This window comes from Streptomyces sp. NPDC039423 (assembly GCF_055598725.1).
The window spans coordinates 770905-792848 of the sequence record NZ_JBVKAH010000001.1; the positions used below are offsets into that span (position 1 = coordinate 770905).

At 72.6% G+C, this 21944-nt stretch carries 14 protein-coding genes; 9 read left to right on the forward strand and 5 right to left on the reverse strand.

Annotated features, from left to right (window positions below):
- Window positions 1-24: 24 nt before the first annotated feature.
- From ACZ7LK_RS03470 to ACZ7LK_RS03480, 3 genes are read right to left on the reverse strand one after another with little or no spacing between them, the layout of a single operon-like run.
- Window positions 25-1008, reverse strand: coding sequence for a phosphatase PAP2 family protein (locus tag ACZ7LK_RS03470; RefSeq protein WP_471138180.1), 984 nt, complete (start codon window positions 1006-1008; stop codon window positions 25-27).
- A gap of 36 nt (window positions 1009-1044) precedes the next feature.
- A complete protein-coding gene (locus tag ACZ7LK_RS03475; RefSeq protein ID WP_392276650.1) occupies window positions 1045-2115 on the reverse strand; it encodes a LacI family DNA-binding transcriptional regulator in 1071 nt (356 codons plus the stop codon).
- Window positions 2116-2140: 25 nt separating this feature from the next.
- Window positions 2141-3934 (reverse strand): glycoside hydrolase family 13 protein, encoded by a 1794-nt coding sequence (locus ACZ7LK_RS03480; RefSeq protein ID WP_471138182.1) that lies wholly within the window; start codon window positions 3932-3934, stop codon window positions 2141-2143.
- Window positions 3935-4283: 349 nt separating this feature from the next.
- Here ACZ7LK_RS03480 and ACZ7LK_RS03485 point away from each other — a divergent pair, with 349 nt between their 5' ends.
- The 8 genes from ACZ7LK_RS03485 (at window position 4284) to ACZ7LK_RS03520 (ending at window position 18731) form a co-directional block, all read left to right on the forward strand.
- The gene (locus ACZ7LK_RS03485; protein ID WP_471138184.1) at window positions 4284-5558 is read left to right on the forward strand and encodes an extracellular solute-binding protein; all 1275 of its coding nucleotides are present in this window, start codon (window positions 4284-4286) and stop codon (window positions 5556-5558) included.
- Between the two features lie 24 nt (window positions 5559-5582).
- On the forward strand, window positions 5583-6608 hold the full coding sequence (locus tag ACZ7LK_RS03490; protein WP_469464445.1) for a carbohydrate ABC transporter permease: 1026 nt from the start codon (window positions 5583-5585) through the stop codon (window positions 6606-6608).
- The gene (locus ACZ7LK_RS03495; protein WP_392276654.1) at window positions 6605-7465 is read left to right on the forward strand and encodes a sugar ABC transporter permease; all 861 of its coding nucleotides are present in this window, start codon (window positions 6605-6607) and stop codon (window positions 7463-7465) included. Before ACZ7LK_RS03490 ends, ACZ7LK_RS03495 begins: the two co-directional genes overlap by 4 nt.
- 505 nt (window positions 7466-7970) lie before the next feature.
- Window positions 7971-9623: a glycoside hydrolase family 13 protein gene (locus ACZ7LK_RS03500; RefSeq protein WP_469464446.1), complete on the forward strand. Its 1653-nt coding sequence runs from the start codon at window positions 7971-7973 to the stop codon at window positions 9621-9623.
- Entirely contained in the window at window positions 9611-10693 is a 1083-nt protein-coding gene (locus tag ACZ7LK_RS03505) for a LacI family DNA-binding transcriptional regulator (RefSeq protein ID WP_469464447.1), read from the forward strand. The genes ACZ7LK_RS03500 and ACZ7LK_RS03505 overlap by 13 nt, the downstream gene beginning before the upstream one ends.
- A gap of 430 nt (window positions 10694-11123) precedes the next feature.
- On the forward strand, window positions 11124-12827 hold the full coding sequence (locus tag ACZ7LK_RS03510; RefSeq protein WP_392276657.1) for a carbohydrate-binding module family 20 domain-containing protein: 1704 nt from the start codon (window positions 11124-11126) through the stop codon (window positions 12825-12827).
- Between the two features lie 108 nt (window positions 12828-12935).
- Window positions 12936-18284: a pullulanase-type alpha-1,6-glucosidase gene (pulA, locus tag ACZ7LK_RS03515; RefSeq protein WP_471138616.1), complete on the forward strand. Its 5349-nt coding sequence runs from the start codon at window positions 12936-12938 to the stop codon at window positions 18282-18284.
- Window positions 18285-18380: 96 nt separating this feature from the next.
- The gene (locus tag ACZ7LK_RS03520) at window positions 18381-18731 is read left to right on the forward strand and encodes a 5-carboxymethyl-2-hydroxymuconate Delta-isomerase (protein ID WP_471138188.1); all 351 of its coding nucleotides are present in this window, start codon (window positions 18381-18383) and stop codon (window positions 18729-18731) included.
- A gap of 15 nt (window positions 18732-18746) precedes the next feature.
- Here ACZ7LK_RS03520 and ACZ7LK_RS03525 read toward each other — a convergent pair whose 3' ends face one another.
- Complete coding sequence (locus tag ACZ7LK_RS03525; RefSeq protein WP_471138190.1) at window positions 18747-19472, reverse strand: TetR/AcrR family transcriptional regulator; 726 nt, start codon at window positions 19470-19472, stop codon at window positions 18747-18749.
- 73 nt (window positions 19473-19545) lie between these two features.
- On the opposite strand from ACZ7LK_RS03525, the gene ACZ7LK_RS03530 reads away from it, so the two are divergent.
- Complete coding sequence (locus ACZ7LK_RS03530) at window positions 19546-19839, forward strand: hypothetical protein (RefSeq protein WP_392276660.1); 294 nt, start codon at window positions 19546-19548, stop codon at window positions 19837-19839.
- 153 nt (window positions 19840-19992) lie between these two features.
- Here ACZ7LK_RS03530 and ACZ7LK_RS03535 read toward each other — a convergent pair whose 3' ends face one another.
- On the reverse strand, window positions 19993-21924 hold the full coding sequence (locus tag ACZ7LK_RS03535; RefSeq protein ID WP_392276661.1) for a hypothetical protein: 1932 nt from the start codon (window positions 21922-21924) through the stop codon (window positions 19993-19995).
- Window positions 21925-21944: the final 20 nt, after the last annotated feature.

A 21944-nucleotide genomic window follows, 5' to 3' on the forward strand; every position in this document is an offset into this window, starting at 1 on the left:
GCGGTCCGGGAGGCCTCGCGGCCGTCAGCGGCGCGTTCCCGCCGCGAGCGGGGCGCCGGTGGCCGCACCGGCACCGGCCGCACCGGCGTCGGCGGGATCCGCTTCCGGGCCGGCGGGCGCGGCGTGGGCGCCGGCTCCGGCGCCGGGCGCCGCCGGGGTGTACGCCGCCACCAGGCGCGGCAGCCGGTGCGGCAGCCTGCCGTACCAGACGTACGCCAGGGTGCAGCCGAAGGCCAGGCAGATCATGCCGCCCACGGCGTCCAGCCAGAAGTGGTTGGCGGTGGCGACGATGACCACCAGGGTGGCGGTGGGGTAGAGCAGCCCGAGGATCCTGGCCCAGGGCGCCCGGGCCAGGGCGAAGATCGTCAGCCCGCACCACAGCGACCACCCGATGTGCATGGACGGCATCGCGGCGTACTGGTTGGACATCTGCTTCAGGTCGCCGGAGGCCATGGAGCCCCAGGTGTGGTGCACCAGCACCGTGTCGACGAACGTCTCCGACGTCATCAGGCGCGGCGGGGCCAGCGGGTACAGGTAGTAGCCGAGCAGGGCGACACCGGTGGTGGAGAACAGCACCAGGCGGGTCGCGGCGTACCGCCCCGGGTGCCACCGGTACAGCCACACCAGGACACCGATGGTGACGATGAAGTGCAGGGTGGCGTAGTAGTAGTTCATGCCCACGATCAGCCACGTCACCGAGTCGACGGCGTGGTTGACGGACTTCTCGACGGCGATGCCGAGGGACTGCTCCGCCCGCCAGATCCAGTCGGCGTTGCGCAGTGCCTCCGCCTTCTGCTCGGGCACCGCGTTGCGGATCAGTGAGTACGTCCAGTAGCTCACCGCGATCAGCAGGATCTCGAACCAGATGCGGGGGCGGCGCGGAGCGCGCGCACGCTGCCACACCGTACGGCCGTCCGCCTCCCGGGCCGGACCCTGCTCGATGGGTGAATCCACCGGTGGTGCCGGGGCCTCGCGGCCTTCCCGTGTCCTCACAGTCGTGTCACCCATGGGCCAAGAGTCTGCCAGATAGGTCTACTCGCTCGATCATCCGTCAGTCTGGTCGTCATCGCCATCGCTACGCCTTTCGGATGACCGCTGACCCTGAGGTCCCGAGGCGGTGGACCCGCGGACGACCAGCTCCGGCATGAAGACGAACTCGCTGTGCGGGGCGGGTGTGCCGCCGACCTCCTCCAGGAGGGCCCGCACCGCCGCCTGCCCCATGGCGAGGACGGGCTGGCGGATGGTGGTCAGCGGCGGGTCGGTGAAGGCTATGAGGGGGGAGTCGTCGAACCCGACGACGGAGACGTCCCGGGGGACGTGCAGCCCCTGCTGGCGGGCGGCCCGGATGGCACCCAGGGCCATCATGTCGCTGGCGCAGACGACGGCGGTGCAGCCCCGGTCGATCAGCGCGGTCGCGGCGGCCTGCCCGCCCTCCAGCGTGTACAGCGAGTGCTGGATCAGTTCCTCGCACCGCTCCGGGTCCAGGCCGAGCCGGGCCTGCATGCCGAGCCGGAAGCCCTCGATCTTGCGCTGGACGGGCACGAACCGCTTCGGTCCGACCGCGAGGCCGATCCGGGTGTGCCCGAGGGAGGCGAGGTGGGTGACGGCGAGCTGCATCGCGGCCCGGTCGTCGGGGGAGACGAACGGCGCCTGCACCTTGGGGGAGAAGCCGTTGATGAGGACGTACGGGACGCCCTTGCCGCGAAGCTGGTCGTAGCGCGTCATGTCGGCGGTGGTGTCGGCGTGCAGTCCGGAGACGAAGATGATGCCGGAGACGCCCCGCTCGACGAGCATTTCGGTCAGTTCGTCCTCGGTGGAGCCGCCGGGGGTCTGGGTGGCGAGGACGGGGGTGTAGCCCTGGCGGGTCAGGGCCTGGCCGATGACCTGGGCCAGGGCCGGGAAGATGGGGTTGTCCAGCTCGGGGGTTATCAGCCCGACCAGTCCCGCGCTGCGCTGCCGCAGCCGTACGGGACGCTCGTAGCCGAGCACGTCGAGGGCGGCCAGCACGGACTGGCGGGTGGCCGCCGCCACACCGGGCTTGCCGTTGAGCACGCGGCTGACTGTGGCTTCGCTGACCCCCGCCTGGGCTGCGATGTCGGCTAGCCGCGCGGTCATGGGATGCGACTGTACCGGCCGCACGTCAGCTTGCCCACCAGACGCAGGACTCGGGGGCCAGCAGGACGGTCCGGCCGGCGTCCCCGGTGCCCGCCCCCACCGCCGACTCCCGTGCGGGGGGCGGGACTTTGGCGCAGGGAGCGGTGGCCGCCGCCGGGTTCCCGGGGGCCTCGCCGGCCGACTCCCCGGGCGGAGCGGCGGGGGCCGGGGGAGCGGCGGGGACGGGGGTGCTCGACAGCAGGACCCGGCCGCCGGGGACGGGCAGGGGGACCGGGCGGTCGGTGAGGTTGACCGTGCAGACCAGGTCGCCCTGCCAGGGGCCGGTGCCCGCGCCCTTCGCACGGCGGCGGAACGCCAGGACCCCGTCCGGCGCGGGCAGCCACTCCACCGCGTCGCCCGCGCCGAGCGCCGGGTGCTCGCGGCGCACGGCCAGCGCGCTGCGGTACAGCTCCAGCGTCGAGTCCGGGTCGCCGGTCTGGGCCGCCACGGACAGCTCGCGCCACGACGACGGCTGGGGCAGCCAGCTACCGCCGGGGCCGAAGCCGTACGAGGGGCCCTCCGGCGTCCACGGGATCGGCACCCGGCACCCGTCGCGCAGCCCGTCCTGGCCCTCGCCGCGCAGGAAGGCGGGGTCCTGGCGGACCTCGTCGGGCAGCTCCGTGACCTCGGGCAGTCCCAGCTCCTCGCCCTGGTAGACGTACGCCGAGCCGGGCAGGGCCAGCATCAGCAGCGCGGCCGCCCGCGCCCGGCGCAGCCCGGTGACACCGTCCCCGTACCGGGTGGTGTGGCGGACCACGTCGTGGTTGGACAGCACCCAGGTGGTCGGCGCGCCCACCGAGGCGGTGGCCCGCAGCGAGTCGTCGATGACCCGCCGCAGGCAGTCCGCGTCCCAGGGGCAGTTGAGGAACTGGAAGTTGAACGCCTGGTGCAGCTCGTCGGGGCGTACGTACAGCGCCAGCCGCTCCGCCGACGGCGCCCACGCCTCGGCGACGGCGATGCGCTCGCCCTCGTAGCCGTCCAGCAGCCGCCGCCAGGCGCGGTGGATCTCGTGGACCCCGTCCTGGTCGAAGAACGGAAGCTGCTGGGTGCCGATGAGCCGGGCCTGCTCCCCGTGCCCGATGTCGGGCATCCCGGCGGCTTTGACCATGCCGTGCGCGACGTCGACCCGGAAGCCGTCGACCCCGAGGTCCAGCCAGAACCGGAGCACGGACTCGAACTCGGCTCGGACCTCCTCGTCGTCCCAGTTGAGGTCCGGCTGCTCGGGGGCGAACAGGTGCAGGTACCAGTCGCCGTCGGGCACGCGGGTCCAGGCCGGGCCGCCGAAGACGGACTCCCAGTCGTTGGGCGGCAGGGAACCGTCCGGCCCCTTGCCGGGGCGGAAGTGGTAGCGCTCGCGCCCGGTGCCGGCGAGGGCCTCGCGGAACCAGGGGTGCCGGTCGGAGGTGTGGTTGGGGACGATGTCGACGATCACCCGCAGCCCGAGCTCGTGGGCCGTGCGGACCAGGTCGTCGGCGTCCGCCAGGTCGCCGAAGACGGGGTCGACGGCCCGGTAGTCGGCCACGTCGTACCCGCCGTCGGCCTGGGGGGAGGCGTAGAAGGGGGTGAGCCACACCGCGTCCGCGCCCAGCCGGGCCAGGTGGGGCAGGCGCTCGCGGGCCCCGCGCAGGTCGCCGATGCCGTCGCCGTCGCTGTCCGCGAAGGACCTGACGTACACCTGGTAGATGACGGCCTCCCGCCACCACCCCGGGCGGTCGCTGGAAGAGCTTGCACGGTGCAGATCCTCCGGCGCCGGGACGGGCGAGGTCAGCTCGTGTGCCATGTGCGGTGTCCCTCTCGGTGGGCCGGGATGGGGGCTACGTACATCTAACGAGGTGGCAGTGGTAATGCAACGGTCCTGCAAGGTCTTACGAAAAGGCTTGCAGACCGTTCCCGTCCCGCGCAAGGCCGCCTCGCGGTCGCTGTCAAGCGATGCGTCGGCAACTGTAGGGACACGCGGATGTAACGATCAGCGTGCCTTGCAGAAATTTACCGCAAGGTCTTTCGGCGCGTTTTCATCCCTGTTACGTTCCTGGCAACCCGGCGCACCGCGAGGGAGCGGTCTGCAGGAGGCACGAGATCCAGACATGTGATCCGCCTTCGTCTTCCCGGGATCAGTTGAAGGAGTTCACATGCGGCGTGGCATAGCGGCCACCGCGCTGGTCGCGGCCCTCGGTCTGACGACGGCGGCGTGCGGAGGCGACGGCGGCGACCAGGGCGGGTCCAGCGGATCCGGCGAGCTGTCCGGCACGGTCACCTTCTGGGACACCTCGAACGAGGCCGAGAAGGCGACGTACCAGTCCCTCGCCGAGGGCTTCACCAAGCTGCACCCCAAGGTGAAGGTCAAGTACGTCAACGTGCCGTTCGGCGAGGCCAACGCCAAGTTCAAGAACGCCGCGGGCGGCAACTCCGGCGCCCCCGACGTGATGCGCACCGAGGTCGCCTGGGTCGCCGACTTCGCCAGCCTCGGCTACCTCGCCCCGCTCGACGGCACCCGCGCCATCGAGAACCAGGGCGACTGGCTGCCCCAGGCCGCCGCGAGCACCAAGTTCAACGACAAGACCTACGCGGTCCCGCAGGTCATCGACACCATGGCGCTCTTCTACAACAAGAAGATGCTCAAGGACGCCGGCGCCGAGGTCCCCACCACCCTGGAGGCGCTGAAGGACGCGTCGGCCAAGGTCAGCAAGAAGTGGCCCGGCAAGACCGGCCTGTACCTGCGCGGTGACGACCCGTACTGGTTCCTGTCCTTCCTCTACGGCGAGGGCGGCGACCTGGTCGACGCCAAGGGCAAGAAGATCACCATCGACGACCCGTCCGGCGTCAGCGCGTACAAGACCATCAAGGACCTGGTCGACTCGGAGGCGGCGATCACCGACGCCTCCGACGGCTGGAACAACATGCAGAACGCGTTCAAGTCCGGCAAGGTCGCGATGATGCTGAACGGCCCGTGGGCCATCGCCGACTCGCGCGCCGGCGCCGAGTTCAAGGACCCGAAGAACCTGGGCATCGCCCCCGTCCCGGCCGGCAGCGCCGGCCAGGGCTCCCCGCAGGGCGGCTGGAACCTCTCCGTCTACGCCGGCTCCAAGAACCTCGACGCGTCCTACGAGTTCGCCAAGTACATGGGCTCCGCCAAGGTGCAGCAGCAGACCACCGAGAAGCTCAGCCTCCTGCCCACCCGCCTGTCGGTCTACACCCAGCCGTCGGTGTCGGGCAACGAGATGGTCCAGTTCTTCAAGCCGGCCGTCGACAAGGCCGTCGAGCGCCCGTGGATCCCGCAGGGCAACGCCCTCTTCGAGCCGATCCGCCTCCAGATGGCCAACGTCCTGGGCGGCAAGACCACCCCGGAGAAGGCCGCCCAGGAGACGGGCGACGCCTACCGCAAGATGCTCAAGGACTACAAGTAAGCAGTGGGAAGGGCTGACCGACCAATGGCTGTCGAGACCAGCCAGTCGGTGGCGAAGGCCGCGGGCGCCGAGCGCGCCCGCGGCCGCGGCCACCGCACTGAGAACACCCCCGGGTCCCCGGGCCCGGGCCGGCTGCGCCGGGCGCTGAGCACCCACTGGTACGCCTGGAGCATGGTCGCCCCGGTGGTGATCGTGATCGGCGTGATCATCGGTTACCCGCTGGTGCGCGGCGTCTACCTGTCGCTGACCGACGCCAACGAGGCCAACGTCGAGCGCACGATCGGCATCAACCACATCCCCGCGACGTACCGGTCCGTCGGCCTCGACAACTACCAGGCCGTCCTCACCGACAACGTCTTCTGGGACCGGCTCGGCTGGACCGTGGTGTGGACCGTCAGCTGTGTCGCCCTCTCCTTCACGCTCGGCCTCGTGCTGGCCACGATGCTCAACCGCAAGATCAAGGGCCGCACCTTCTACCGGATGGCCCTGGTCCTGCCGTGGGCCGTCCCGGCCTTCGTCTCCGTCTTCACCTGGCGGCTGCTGTTCAACGAGCGCAGCGGCCTGTTCAACAAGCTCCTCGCGGGCGGCGGCATCGACGCGATCTCCTGGCTGAACGACCCCACCTGGGCCAAGATCTCCGTCATCGCCGTCAACGTCTGGCTCGGCGTGCCGTTCATGCTGGTCGCCATGCTGGGCGGCCTCCAGTCCATCCCCGGTGAGCTCTACGAGGCCGCCGAGATGGACGGCGCGACCGCCTGGCAGCGGTTCCGCCACATTACGCTGCCCGGACTGCGCCCGGTGTCCGGCACGGTGGTCCTGCTCAGCTCCATCTGGACCTTCAACATGTTCCCGGTGATCTTCCTGCTCACCCGGGGCGGTCCCGGCGACGCCACCGAGATCCTGGTGACGTACGCCTACAAGCTCTCGTTCGTCGTCAGCCCCCGCGACTTCGCGGGATCGGCGGCCTGGGGCGTGCTGATCCTGGCGCTCCTGTCGCTGTTCGCGGTGGCCTACCGCCGCGCGCTCCGCAAGCAGGGAGACATGTGGTGAGCACCCACGCCCAGACCCCGAAGGTACGGCCCCGGGGCGAGCGTTCCCCGCTCGCGTCCGCGGGACTGCACCTGACGCTGCTCTTCGCCACCCTCATCGCGGTCTTCCCGCCGCTGTGGCTGGTGATCACGTCGTTCAAGCCGAAGACCGACGCCTTCGACACCTCGATCGTCAAGAACTTCACCTTCGGCAACTACAGCCACGTCATCTCCGACACCCAGTTCCTGGCCTGGCTCGGCAACTCGCTGGTCGTCGTCGGCATCACCACCGTCGTCGGTGTCTTCATCTCCGCCACCACCGGCTACGCCGTCAGCCGCTTCCGCTTCCCGGGCCTCCGGCCCCTGATGTGGCTGCTGCTGATCACCCAGATGTTCCCGGTCGCGGTCCTGATCGTGCCGCTGTACAACCTGCTGGCCTCGCTGGGCATGCTGAACCAGCCGGTCGGTCTGGTCATCACGTACCTCACCGTCGCCGTGCCGTTCTGCGCCTGGATGATGAAGGGGTACTTCGACGGCATCCCCGCCGAGATCGACGAGGCGGGCAGGGTCGACGGCCTGACGCCCTTCGGCACCTTCTGGCGGCTGATCATGCCGCTGGCCAAGCCCGGTCTGGCCGTCACCGCGTTCTACACCTTCATCACCGGCTGGGGCGAGGTCGCCTACGCCTCGGCGTTCATGACCGGTGAGGAGAACCTCACCCTGGCCGGCGGCCTCCAGACCTTCGTCAACCAGTACACGGCCGACTGGGGCTCGCTGACCGCGGCGGCCGTGCTGATCGCGGCGCCCGCCGCGGTCGTCTTCGGCCTCGTCCAGCGCCACCTGGTCTCCGGCCTGACGGCCGGCGCGACCAAGTCGTAGGGGGACGGCGTCATGGACCTCGCGCACCGTGGGCGCCGGGCGCCGGACGGGCACGACGTCCCGGCGCCGCCCCCGCCACCGGCCGCCGACCCGGCCGTCCGGGCGACGCGCTCCCCGGCGGCGGACCGGCCCGGCGGCGGGTCCGCCGGCCGGGGCCCCGTGCCCGCCCGGGGCCCCGTGCCCGCCCGGGGCCCCGTGCCCGCCCGGGGCCCCGTGCCCGCCCGGGGCCCCGTGCCCGCCCGGCGGTCCGTGCCCGCCCGGGGGTCCGCCGTCGCTCCGGCCGACCGCCGGCCGGGGGCCGACGTCCCGGTCGGCGTTCCGGCCGGGGCTCCGGCTCCGGCCGCTGTCCCGGTCGCGGCTCCGGTCGCGGCCCGGTCCTTAACGGGCCGCCACCGGACCGGCTGACGCGCCCGGTCCCCACTTCCGTATCCCGGTCCGCGCGCCGGCCGTCCCGACAGTCCCGTCGGGGCCGGGCGGCCGCTCCACTCCTCCACTCAGGGAAGACATGACCCAGCACCTCGTTGCCCCCGACGCCCCCGCCACCGGCACGCACACGGGCTGGTGGAGAGACGCGGTGATCTACCAGGTCTATCCGCGCAGCTTCGCCGACGGCAACGGCGACGGCATGGGCGACCTGGAAGGAATCCGCAGCCGGCTGCCGTACCTGAGGGACCTCGGCGTCGACGCCGTCTGGCTCAGCCCCTTCTACGCCTCCCCGCAGGCCGACGCCGGGTACGACGTCGCCGACTACCGCGCCATCGACCCCATGTTCGGCACCCTGCTGGACGCCGACGCGCTGATACGCGAGGCCCATGGGCTGGGGCTGCGCGTCATCGTCGACCTGGTGCCCAACCACTCGTCCGACCAGCACGAGTGGTTCCAGCGCGCGCTGCGCGAGGGCCCCGGGTCGCCGCTGCGCGAGCGCTACCACTTCCGTCCGGGCAAGGGCGAGAACGGCGAACTGCCCCCCAACGACTGGGAGTCCATCTTCGGCGGCCCGGCGTGGACGCGCGTCGAGGACGGCGAGTGGTACCTGCACCTCTTCGCCCCCGAGCAGCCCGACTTCAACTGGGAGCACCCCGCCGTCCGCGACGAGTTCCGCTCCATCCTCCGCTTCTGGCTGGACATGGGCGTCGACGGCTTCCGCGTGGACGTCGCCCACGGCCTGGTCAAGGCGGCCGGACTGCCCGACATCGGCGCCCACGACCAGCTCAAGCTGCTCGGCAACGACGTGATGCCGTTCTTCGACCAGGACGGCGTCCACGAGATCTACCGAAGCTGGCGCGAGGTCCTGGAGGAGTACGACGCCGACCGCGTCCTGGTCGCCGAGGCCTGGACCCCGACCGTCGAGCGCACCGCCAACTACGTGCGCCCCGACGAGATGCACCAGGCGTTCAACTTCCAGTACCTGGGCACCTACTGGGACGCCGCCGAGCTGCGCCGGGTCATCGACGCCTCGCTCGCCGCGATGCGCCCCGTCGGCGCCCCCACCACCTGGGTGCTGTCCAACCACGACGTGACCCGGCACGCCACCCGGTTCGCCAACCCGCCCGGCCTCGGCACCCAGCTCCGTACGGCCGGCGACCGCGAGCTGGGGCTGCGCCGGGCGCGGGCGGCCACGCTGCTGATGCTGGCGCTGCCCGGCTCCGCGTACGTCTACCAGGGCGAGGAGCTCGGCCTGCCGGACGTCACGGACCTGCCTGACGAGGTGCGCCAGGACCCGTCGTTCTTCCGGGCGACCGGGCAGGACGGCTTCCGCGACGGCTGCCGGGTGCCGATCCCGTGGACGGTCGGGGGGCCGTCGTACGGGTTCGGCGGCGGCGGTAGCTGGCTGCCCCAGCCGGCCGGCTGGGCGGACCTGAGCGTGGAGGCCCAGACCGGGGACCCGGGCTCCACGCTGGAGCTGTACCGCGCCGCGCTCGCCGTGCGCCGCGAGCAGCCGGACCTGGGCGCGGGTGACGCGGTGGAATGGCTGGAGGCGCCCGAGGGCGTGCTGGCCTTCCGGCGCGGCGCCTTCGTGTGCCACGCCAACACCACCGGGCGGGCGGTGCGGATCACCGTGCCGGGCCGGATGCTGCTCGCCAGCGAGCGGGTGCGCACCAGCGTGGACGGCACCGCCGAACTGCCCGCCGACACCACCGTCTGGTGGGCGGTGTGACGATCCTGTCGCCGCGCGGCGACGCACGGACCGAGCCGCGGGGCGACGGAGGAGGGGGCGCCCCGCGGCTCGCGGACATCGCCGCGCAGGCCGGGGTCAGCGAGGCCACGGTCAGCCGGGTCCTCAACGGCAAGGCGGGGGTCGCCGGGCCCACCAGGACCCGGGTGCTGGCCGCCCTGGACGTGCTGGGCTACGAGCGGCCCGTCCGGCTCAAGCGGCGCAGCGCCGGGCTGGTGGGCCTGGTCATCCCCGAGCTCACCAACCCGATCTTCCCCGCGTTCGCCCAGGTCATCGAGCAGGTGCTGGCCGGACACGGCTACACCCCGGTGCTGTGCACCCAGATGCCGGGCGGCGCCACCGAGGACGAGCTGGTCGAGCAACTGGAGGAGCGCGGTGTCACCGGCATCGTGTTCCTGTCCGGGCTGCACGCCGACATGAGCGCCGACCCGTCCCGGTACGTCAGGCTCGCGGCCCGGGGCGTGCCCTTCGTGCTCATCAACGGGTTCAACGAGCACATCGACGCCCACTTCGTCTCGCCCGACGACCGCTCGGCCGCCCGGATGGCCGTGCGGCACCTGGTCGAGCTGGGCCACGAGCGGATCGGGCTGGCCATCGGCCCCACCCGGTACGTCCCCTCGCGGCGCAAGGCCGAGGGCTTCACGGCCGCGCTGCGCGCCCTGCTGGGCGTGGGCCCCCAGGAGGCGGAAACGCGCGTCCAGCAGACCCTGTTCGGGGTCGAGGGCGGGCACGCGGCGGCGGGGGCGCTGCTGGACCAGGGCTGCACGGGGATCGTGTGCGCCAGCGACCTGATGGCGCTCGGCGCGATACGCGCGGTGCGGGCGCGGGGGCTGGACGTGCCCTCGGACGTGTCGGTGGTCGGCTTCGACGACTCGCCGCTGATCGCGTTCACCGACCCGCCGCTGACGACGGTGCGCCAGCCGGTGCAGGCGATGGCGACGGCGGCGGTGGACGCGCTGCTGGAGGAGATCGACGGCAACCCGGTGCAGCGCACGGAGTTCGTGTTCCAGCCGGAGCTGGTGGTACGGGGGTCCACCGCCCAGCGCAGATGAGGCGTGGGTGTCGAGGAGGCCCGGGGCCTGCCCGTGATCGGGCGCGGCGGGGTCTTCATCGGCCCCGGGCCTCCCGGCTCATGACGTACCCGGCGGATGGCCGGGCCCGGTCGGCGACCGGCCCGGCCGGCCGGGCGCGTGGGGCCCCGGGGTACGGGGACCCCCGGCCGGCCGGACCGGAGTCGCGGTTGAACGTAACACCACTGCAAGTGCTTGCGAAAGACTTTGCAGCGGTGGATCCGGCGGATTTCCCCGATGTGAACCGCGTGTGTCCCAGGGGTTGACCGCGTCCCTGGGGGCTCGTACGGTCACGACCGAAAACTGTTGCTGCTGTCTTGCAGCAAGAAGATTCACCAGGGCCTTGCGGGCATGGCGCGTTGCCGTACGAGGCTGCACCGCAATCCGCACCTCCCATTCCCCAGGAGGAAACATGGTCCGAAAGACCGTGGCCGCCGCGCTCGCCCTCGTGGCGGGAGCCGCTGTGGCCGTCACGGCACCCCCCACCCCCGCCGCGGCCGTCCCGCCCGGCGACAAGGACGTCACCGCCGTCATGTTCGAGTGGTCCTTCGCCTCGGTCGCCAAGGCCTGCACCGACACCCTCGGCCCGTCCGGCTACGGCTACGTCCAGGTCTCCCCGCCGCAGGAGCACATCCAGGGCGGCCAGTGGTGGACCTCGTACCAGCCCGTCAGCTACCGGATCGCCGGCCGCCTGGGCGACCGCGCGGCCTTCCAGTCCATGGTGAACACCTGCCACGGCGCGGGCGTCAAGGTCGTCGTCGACACCGTCATCAACCACATGGCGGCGGGCAGCGGCACGGGCACCGGCGGCTCGTCGTACACCAAGTACGGCTACCCGGGCCTGTACTCCGCGCCCGACATGAACGACTGCACCGCGCAGATCACCAGCTACCAGGACCGCGCCAACGTCCAGAACTGCGAACTCGTCGGCCTCGCCGACCTGGACACCGGCGAGGAGTACGTCCGCACCAAGATCGCCGGCTATATGAACGACCTGCTGACGCTGGGCGTCGACGGCTTCCGCATCGACGCCGCCAAGCACATGCCGGCGAACGACCTGGCCGCCATCAAGGCCAAGCTCACCAACCCGGGCGTGTACTGGAAGCAGGAGGCGATATACGGCGCCGGAGAGGCCGTCTCGCCCGGCGAGTACCTCGGCAACGGCGACGTCCAGGAGTTCCGCTACGCCCGCGACCTCAAGCGCGTCTTCCTGGGGGAGAACCTCGCCCACCTCAAGAACTACGGCGAGGCCTGGGGCTACATGGAGTCCGGGAAGTCCGCCGTCTTCGTCGACAACCACGACACCGAGCGCGGCGGCGACACGCTGAACTACAAGAACGGCTCGGCCTACACGCTCGCCAACGTCTTCATGCTGGCCTGGCCCTACGGCTCCCCGGACGTCCACTCCGGCTACGAGTGGACCGACAAGGACGCCGGCCCGCCCAGCAACGGCAGCGTGGGCGCCTGCTACAGCGACGGCTGGAAGTGCCAGCACGCCTGGCGCGAGATCGCCTCCATGGTCGCCTTCCGGAACGTGGCCCGCGGTCAGGGTGTCACGAACTGGTGGGACAACGGCGGCGACCAGATCGCCTTCGGGCGCGGCAGCAAGGCGTACGTCGCCATCAACCACGAGACGTCCGCCCTCACCCGCACCTTCCAGACGTCACTGCCCGGCGGCGACTACTGCGACGTGCAGAACAACCGGACGGTGACCGTCAACGGCTCCGGCCAGTTCACGGCCACGCTCGGCGCCGGCACCGCCGTCGCGCTGCACGCCGGGGCACGCACCTGCGGCGCGGGATCCACGACCCCGCCGCCCGCCACCTCCGGCGCGTCCTTCGCCGTCGACGCCACCACCGTCCCCGGCGAGAACATCTACGTCACCGGCGACCACTCCGCCCTCGGCAACTGGAACCCGGCCGCCGCGCCCAAGCTCGACCCGGCCGCGTACCCCGTCTGGAAGCTCGACGTGTCCCTCCCCGCCGGAACGGCCTTCGCGTACAAGTACGTCCGCAAGGACGCCGCCGGGAACGTCACCTGGGAGTCCGGCGCCAACCGCACGGCCACCGTCCCGGCCTCCGGGAAGGTCACCCTGAACGACACCTGGCGCGCCTGACCCGCGCGTCCCTCCGCCGCCCCGCGCCCCTCCTGGGCGCGGGGCGGCCCGCACCTGACGTCTCCGTACCCTCTTCGAGGAGATCCGGCCTTGATACGCCCCCGATCCCTGCCGCGCGTCCCGCGCAGAACCGCGGCCGCCCTCGCGGCGGCTACGGTCGCGGCACTCGTCCCGGCCCTGCCGGCGACCGCCGCGCCCCAGCCCCCCGCCCCGCCGTCCGACAAGGCGCTCGCGGCCGAGCCCGCCCGCCACGACCTGACGCGCGAACAGTTCTACTTCGTCCTGCCCGACCGGTTCGCCAACGGCGACCCGGGGAACGACCGCGGCGGACTGACCGGCACCCGCCTGGACACCGGCTACGACCCCACCGACAAGGGCTTCTACCAGGGCGGGGACCTCAAGGGGCTCACCGAGCGGCTCGACTACATCAAGGGCCTGGGCACCACCGCCATCTGGATGGCGCCCCTCTTCAAGAACCAGCCCGTCCAGGGCCAGGGCAAGGACGCCTCGGCCGGCTACCACGGCTACTGGATCACCGACTTCACCCAGGTCGATCCCCACTTCGGCACCAACGCCGACCTGGAGAGGCTCATCGACAAGGCCCACGCCAAGGGCATGAAGGTCTTCTTCGACGTCATCACCAACCACACCGCCGACGTCGTCGACTACCAGGAGAAGTCCTACGGCTACCTCTCCAAGGGCGCCTTCCCCTACCTCACCAAGGACGGCGTCCCCTTCGACGACGCCGACCACGCCGACGGCACCAAGCCGTTCCCGAAGACCGACCGCGACTCCTTCCCGCGTACGCCGGTCGTCCCCGACGCCAAGAAGAACCTCAAGGTCCCCTCCTGGCTCAACGACCCCACGATGTACCACAACCGGGGCGACTCGACCTTCGCCGGCGAATCCTCCACCCAGGGTGACTTCGCGGGCCTGGACGACCTGTGGACCGAGCGCCCCGAGGTCGTCGAGGGCATGGAGAAGATCTACCAGCGCTGGGTGCGCGACTTCGACATCGACGGCTTCCGCATCGACACCGTCAAGCACGTCAACACCGAGTTCTGGACCCAGTGGGCCACCGCGCTCGACGCCTACGCCGCCAAGCGCGGCCGGGACGACTTCTTCATGTTCGGCGAGGTCTACTCCGCCGACCCGGCCGTCACCGCCCCCTACGTCACCCGGGGCCGGCTCGACGCCACCCTCGACTTCCCCTTCCAGGACGCCGCCCGCCGGTACGCCTCGCAGGGCGGCCCCGCGACCAAGCTGTCCGAGCTGTTCGCCCAGGACCACCGCTACACCACCGACAAGGCCAACGCCTACGAGTCGGTGTCCTTCCTCGGCAACCACGACATGGGCCGCTTCGGCACCTTCCTGAAGCAGGACAACGCCGGGGCGGACGACGGGGAACTCCTCAAGCGCTACCGGCTCGCCAACGAGCTGATGTTCCTCAGCCGCGGCAACCCCGTCGTCTACTACGGCGACGAACAGGGCTTCACCGGCGCCGGCGGCGACAAGGACGCCCGCCAGACCCTGTTCGCGTCGAAGACCGCCGACTACCTCGACGACGACCAGCTCGGCACCGACCGCACGCACGCCGCCGCCGCGTACGACACCCGCCACCCGCTCTACCGCTCCATCGCCGCCCTCTCCCGGCTCACCAAGGCCCACCCGGCCCTCCGCGACGGCGTCCAGACCGAGCGGCACGCCGACACCGGCCAGGGCGTGTACGCCTTCTCCCGCTTCTCCGGTACGGGCACGAAGACGCGCACCGAGTACGTCGTCGCCGTCAACAACGCCCCCGCCCCCAAGACCGTGGAGCTCACCACCGACTCCCCGGACACGGCCTTCCGCCACCTGTACGGCGGCACGGGCGCCGTCACCAGCAGCGGCGGCGGCAAGCTGAAGGTGACCGTCCCCGCCCTCTCCTCCGTCGTCCTCCGGGCCGGCAAGCCCGTGCCGGCCCCGGCCACCGCGCCCACCATCGGCCTCAAGGCCCCGGCCGCCGGCGCCACCGGCACCGTCGAGATCACCGCGGACGTCGACGGCGGCGGGCTGAACCGGGTCGTCTTCGCCGCCCAGACCGGCAACGGCAGGTGGCGGACGCTCGGTTCCGCCGACCACGCCCCCTACAAGGTCACCCACACCGTCACCGCCCCCGAGGGAACGGCCCTGCGCTACAAGGCCGTCGTCGTCGACAGCACCGGCCGCACCGCGAGCGCCCTCGCCTCCACCACCGCCGGGCAGACGCCCGAGCCCGGCAAGCCCAGCGCCGTCGACCGCGACCACGCCGTCGTCCACTACCGGCGCACCGACGGCGACTACGACGGCTGGCAGCTCAGGACGGGTGCCACCACCGCCGCCTTCACCGGCCGTGACGCGTACGGCGCCTTCGCCTGGGTCAAGGTCGAGGACGGCGCCACGTCCGTCCCGTACACCGTCGAGAAGAACGGCACCGCCGACGGCCCGCAGCGCACCCTGGACCTCGCCGCCACCGGCGAGGTGTGGATCGCGCAGGGCGCGGACGGTCAGCAGAACAAGGCGCCCGACGGCGCCTACCCGCCGCAGGACCCGGGCAAGGCCGTCATCCACTACCACCGCCCCGACGGGAACTACGACGGCTGGGGCCTGCACACCTGGACCGGCGCCGCCACCCCCACCGACTGGTCCACGCCGCTCCAGCCGGTGCGGAAGGACGCCTTCGGCCTCACCTTCGAGGTCCCGCTCGCCGCCGGCGCCACCTCGCTGTCCTACATCGTCCACAAGGGCGACGAGAAGGACATCCCCGCCGACCGGTCCCTCGACTTCGGCACCCACGGCAAGGAGGTCTTCCTCCTCACCGGCGACACCGGCTACCTGCTGCCCACCACGGGCGCCGCGCCCGTGCTCGACCTCACCCGGGCCGAGGCCCAGTGGATCGACGCCGACACCGTCGTCTGGAAGGTCAAGGCCGCGCCCGGCACCAGCCGGCAGTTGGTGTACGACCGGGACGGCGGCATCACCGCACCCGACGGCGCCCTGTCCGACGAGGGCCGCTGGCTGCGCCTGAACGCCTCCTCGCTCACCGACGCCCAGAAGGCGGCCCACCCGCACCTCAAGGACTACCCCGCCTTCCGCATCGACCCGCGCGACCGCGACCGCGTGCGGGACGCCCTGCGCGGGCAGCTCATCGCCACCCACCGCGCCCCCAACGGCGCCCTGCTCGCCGCCACCGGCGTCCAGATCCCGGGCGTGCTCGACGACCTGTACGGCACGAAGGCACGGGCCACGGCGCTCGGCCCGGTCTTCCGCAAGGGCACGCCCACGCTCTCCGTCTGGGCGCCCACCGCCCAGCACGTCGCCCTCGAACTCGACGGCAGGCGCGTGGCGATGAAGCGCCACGCGGCCACCGGCGTCTGGTCCGTCACGGGCTCCAAGAGCTGGCGGAACAAGCCGTACCGCTACGAGGTGAAGGTCTGGGCGCCCAGCGTCGGCAAGGTCGTCACCAACAAGGTCACCGACCCCTACTCCACCGCCCTGACCGCCGACTCGGCCCGCAGCCTGGTCACCGACCTCACCGACCCGAAGCTCGCCCCGGCCGGCTGGACGACGCTGAGGAAGCCCGCGGCCACCCCGCTGCGCGACGCGCGGATCCAGGAGCTGCACGTCCGTGACTTCTCGATCGCGGACCGCACGTCGAAGCACCCCGGCGGCTACCTCGCCTTCACCGACACCACGTCGGACGGCATGAAGCACCTGAAGGAGCTGGCCGGCAGCGGCACCTCCTACGTCCACCTGCTGCCCGTCTTCGACATCGGCACCATCCCCGAGAAGACGTCCGACCAGGCCGTCCCCGCCTGCGACCCGGCGGCGTACGCCCCCGACTCCGACGAACAGCAGGCGTGCGTGTCCAGGGCCGCCGCCAAGGACGCCTTCAACTGGGGCTACGACCCGCTGCACTACACCGTTCCCGAGGGCTCCTACGCCTCCGACCCGGACGGCACCCGCCGCACGGTCGAGTTCCGGCAGATGGTGCAGGGCCTGAACAAGGCCGGACTGCGTACGGTCATGGACGTGGTCTACAACCACACCGTGGCGAGCGGCCAGGCCGACAAGTCCGTCCTCGACAAGATCGTGCCCGGCTACTACCAGCGGCTCCTCGCCGACGGCACCGTCGCCACCTCCACCTGCTGCGCCAACACCGCGCCCGAGAACACGATGATGGGCAAGCTCGTCGTCGACTCGGTCGTCACCTGGGCCAAGGAGTACAAGGTCGACGGCTTCCGCTTCGACCTCATGGGGCACCACCCGAAGGCCAACATCCTGGCCGTCCGCGAGGCCCTCGACGCGCTCACGCCCGCGAAGGACGGCGTCGACGGCAAGAAGATCATCCTGTACGGGGAGGGCTGGAACTTCGGCGAGATCGCCGACGACGCCCGCTTCGTCCAGGCCACCCAGAAGAACATGGCCGGCACCGGCATCGCGACCTTCTCCGACCGGGCCCGCGACGCCGTCCGCGGCGGCGGTCCCTTCGACGCCGACCCCGGCGTCCAGGGCTTCGCCTCCGGCCTGTTCACCGACCCCAACACCTCCAAGGCGAACGGCACCCCCGCCGAGCAGAAGGCCCGCCTGCTGCACTACCAGGACCTGATCAAGGTCGGCCTGTCCGGCAACCTCGCCTCCTACACCTTCACGGACACCTCGGGGAAGGAGGTCAAGGGCTCCGAGGTCGACTACAACGGCGCCCCCGCCGGCTACGCGGACGCCCCCGGCGACGCCCTCGCCTACGCGGACGCCCACGACAACGAGACCCTGTACGACGCGCTCGCCTTCAAGCTCCCGGCCGGCACGTCACCCGACGACCGCGCCAGGATGCAGGTGCTCGCCATGGCGACCGCCGCGCTCTCCCAGGGCCCGGCGCTCTCCCAGGCCGGCAGCGACCTGCTCCGCTCCAAGTCGCTGGACCGCAACTCCTACGACAGCGGCGACTGGTTCAACGTCCTCCACTGGGACTGCCGGGCCGGTAACGGCTTCGGGCGCGGCCTGCCGCCGGCGGCCGACAACAAGGACAAGTGGTCCTTCGGGAAACCGCTGCTGACCTCCCCGTCCCTGACGGTCGGCTGCCCGCAGATCACCGGCGCCTCCGCCGCCTACCGGGACCTGCTGAAGATCCGTACCACGGAGAGGGCCTTCAGCCTCTCCACCGCCGGCCAGGTCCAGGAGGCGCTGTCCTTCCCGCTCTCCGGCGCGCAGGAGACCCCCGGCGTGATCACCATGCGCCTGGGCGACCTGGTGGTGGTCTTCAACGCCACGCCCGGGAAGCAGGCGCAGTCCGTCCCCGCCCTGACCGGCAAGGGCTACGCCCTGCACCCGGTCCAGGCCGCCGGCTCCGACGCCACCGCCAGGACGTCCTCGTACGACCCGGCCACCGGCACCTTCACGGTTCCGGCCCGCACGGTGGCGGTGTTCACCCAGCGGTAGCGCGAGCCCGGGGCGCCACGGTCCGGACAGTTGTCCCGGACCGTGGCGCCCCGGCCTATCGTGACCCGGACGCCACCACGACCGGGAGCCACACCCATGCCGCAGATCACCGTCGACTACTCCGCCTCCCTCGAGGAGGACTTCGACCGCCGGGGCCTCGCGCTCGCCCTGCACCCCCTCGTCGTCGAGACGGTCGACGCCCGGCTCGCCGCGTGCAAGACCCGCACGCGCCGGGTCGAGGACACCGTGACCGGCGACGGCACGGCCGACGACGCCCTCGTCCACATCGCCGTCGACCTGCTGGCCGGGCGCGCCGAGGAGGCCAAGGCGCGCCTGACGGAGGCCGCCGTCGCGCTCGTACCGCGGTTCGTCCGGCCGGCCGAGGGCCGGGTGCTGCACGTCTCCGCCGAGGTCCGCGACCTCGACCCCTCGTACCGCGCGCTCTGACGGCCGCGTACGCCGCTACGGAACCGGCTGGGCGGCCGCCGCCGCGGGCACCGGGGGCAGCAGCGCCGCCAGCCGGTCGACCAGGCCACCGAACGGCCCGTCCACCGGCTCGTCGGCCAGCGTGCGCGCGAGCAGCGAGGCCATCGCGCCGTCGTACGCCGCGCTGACCGCCGCCAGCGCCACGAAGTCGTGCACGAGCTGCAACTCCAGCTCCCCGCGCGGTATCCGGCGGCCGTCCAGCCACAGCAGCGCCGTCGACTCGGCGAGCGACACCCACGAGCGCACGACCAGCTCCAGCCGGGCCGGCGGGTCCACCACCCCGAGGTGGGCCATGATCTGCTCGTACGCGGCCTGCCGCACCTCGTCGATCATCGCGTTCGTCGTCGTCGAGCCGACCGCCGGGCCGCCGCGCATCAGCGCCGAGAACCCCGGCCCGTGCTCCTCCACGAAGTCGAAGAACCGCCCCATGACCCGCAGCAGCCGGGCGCCCAACGGCCCCTGGCGCGGCTCCACGAACCGGCGGGCCAGCTCGTCCGCGGCCCGCCGCAGCGCCGCCTCGTACAGGCTCTGCTTGCCCGGGAAGTAGTGGTAGACCAGCGGCCGGGAGATGCCCGCGGCGGCGGCGATCTCGTCGATCGACACCTCGTCGGGGGACCGGCGGCTGAACAGCTCCAGCGCCACCCCGATCAACTGCTGCCTGCGCTCCTCGACGCCCATCCTGCGCCGCGCCCCGGTCGTCATACGATCAGCCTAGCGTTCACCGCCCGGCGGCCTTCGAACAGTGGCCCCTACACAGTTCGCTACGCTGCCGGTCATGAGCAGCCCCGACCACGAGACCCCGGCCCCCCGCGCCGGCCTCACACCCCGCCAGGCCCGCCGCTTACGCATCGCCGCCGCCTCCGTCCTGCTGGCGGCGACCGCCGTCGTCCTGGTCCTCCGCCTGGCCAGTCGCACCTCCGTGCTCGTGGTCGGCGTCTACGGACTCGCCATGATCCTCTGCGGAGTCGCCATCGAACTCAGCCGCAACGGCCGCACCCGCCTGGCCACCTGGCTCCTCGCCACCGGCCTCCTCGCCGCCCTCGCCGCCGACTGGCTGCTGCTGCCCTGAGGCGTGTCGCGGAAGGCCGCGAGGAGGGGGCGTCAGTGCCCATCGCGGCCGGCCCGTGCCCCGTCGCCGATCCCGCTCCGGTCCGACCCTCGATGACCGTGCGGCCGGAGCGGCGCGGTTCCCCCTCGAAGACGCCGCCGGGGCAGGGGCCGGTCAGCGCAGCGAGGTGATCCTGCCGCCGTCCTCCAGCCGGCCCGTCAGCTCCACCTGCCGGGACGGCTTGGCCGGGAGCTCCACCGCGAGCAGCCGGTCCTCGTCCGCGCCGCCCGACGCCCCGCCCGACACCGCGACCGAGGCCACTCCCGGGCTGCCGGCCGCCAGCATGTACCACCGCCCGCCCGGGGACTGCCACAGCGCACCGGCCAGCACGTCCGGCTCACGCGTCCCGCACGCCGGCGACTCCTCGGCCTTCGCGACGACCGCGCCCGCCTTCGTGGACGGCGCCTGGAACTGGGCCAGCACCGTGCCCCCCGTCCCCCGCCAGGTCTCCGCACGCGTGCACAGCCAGGCGGCGGTCCCCGCCGTGCCGGCCGAGCCGGGCAGTTCCTGTTCCGCGAACCGCCAGGAGTTCACCGCCCGCACGCCCTTGGCGCGCAGCAGGGGCAGCAGACAGGCCGTCCGCGCCCACTCCGCCCGCGCCTGTGCGTCCCCCGCCACCAGATCGGCCCGCTCCGACGGCGACCCCGACGTCAGCCGCGCCGGGGCCAGCTCCCCGAGGTCGGTCAGCGTCCGGGTCCCCGTGCCGTCCCGCACCTCCAGCACGTCCCACGCCCGGCACCGGCTCGGCGCCACGGGGCTGAGCTGCGCATTTGTGACCCCGTACGCGTCCCGTCGCACCGGGCGCGCCGCCGCCGACGGGTCCAGCAGGTCGCGCGCCGACACCTCCCGTACCCATGGAGCCGTCAGGTACCGCACATTGGCGTGCGTCCGCCCCACCACCAGGGCGGCGGCCGACGCCGCGTCGGCACCGTCCGTGCGCGCGAAGTCCAGCGCCGCACCGGCCGTACCGTCCTTCGGCTCCGCGTACCGCACCACCCGCAGACCGTCGTGGAACAGCACCACCCGCGCCTCGTCCACCTCCCCGGCGAACAGGAGCTGCGGCGGCCCCATCGGCGGCCCCGGCGGGGTGCCCGGCGTAGCCGACGCCCGCACCGTGGCGCCCGGCCGCGCCCACACCGCCAGCGCCCGCCGCAGCAGCGCCTCGTCACCGACCAGGCCGCCCCGCGCGGGCCACACCGAGAAGTCCGTGCGCTCCGAGTCCTGCCACGCGGCCGGGGCGACCCGCCGCAGGTTGACCGGGTCCAGCGCCGCCTCCGACACCGGATTGCGCGCGTACGGCGGGGCGGCCGCCCCGTCCGGGGCCCAGCCCTCGCCCGGCAGCCCGAGCAGCGCCCCGCACACCACGGCGGCCGCGAGCGCCGCGAGCGCCGCCTTGCCGTGCTGGCGCCGGCGCATCAGGTCCGTGGGGCGGGCCTGCAACGAGCACGGGTCGAACTCGGGCGACTCCAGCAGCGTGTGCGCCGCCTTCACGGAGTCCGCCTCGGCCAGCGCCGCCCCCGGGTCGGCCACCCCGGCCGCCGCCAGCACCCGGCGCACCTCGGCATCGCCCTGCCGCTCCAGCCCGCGCAGCACCCAGGCCGCCCGGCCCGGCCCGGACAGTGCCGAGAGCCGCTGGTCCAGCGCCAGCTCGTCGGCGCCCCCGGCGCGCGGGAACAGCCTCAGGCCCCATACCTGGGGCAGCAGCGGCGGCAACTGCGCCCGCTTGGGCCACGCCTTGCGCCGCAGCGGGAGCCCCGCCTCCAGGGCCTGGCGCAGCACCCGGGCGCGCACGTACGCGTACCCGGGGTCGACGGCGTCGTCGGGCTGCCGCTGCGCGGGCATCCCGCCGTCGTCACCGGCACCGCGCCGGCGCGGCAGCGCCCGCTGCACCACGGAGTGCGCGGTCAGCACGCGCCGGTTGCGCCCGAGGCCGGACGGCAGCACGAGATAGGCGATCCGGACGAGCCTCGGGTAGTGCTCGACGAGGGCCGCCTCGGCCTGGTCGACGCCGACGGGGGAGGAGGTGGCCAGTTCCTTGGTGCTCACCTTCAGCAGAACGAGCGAAT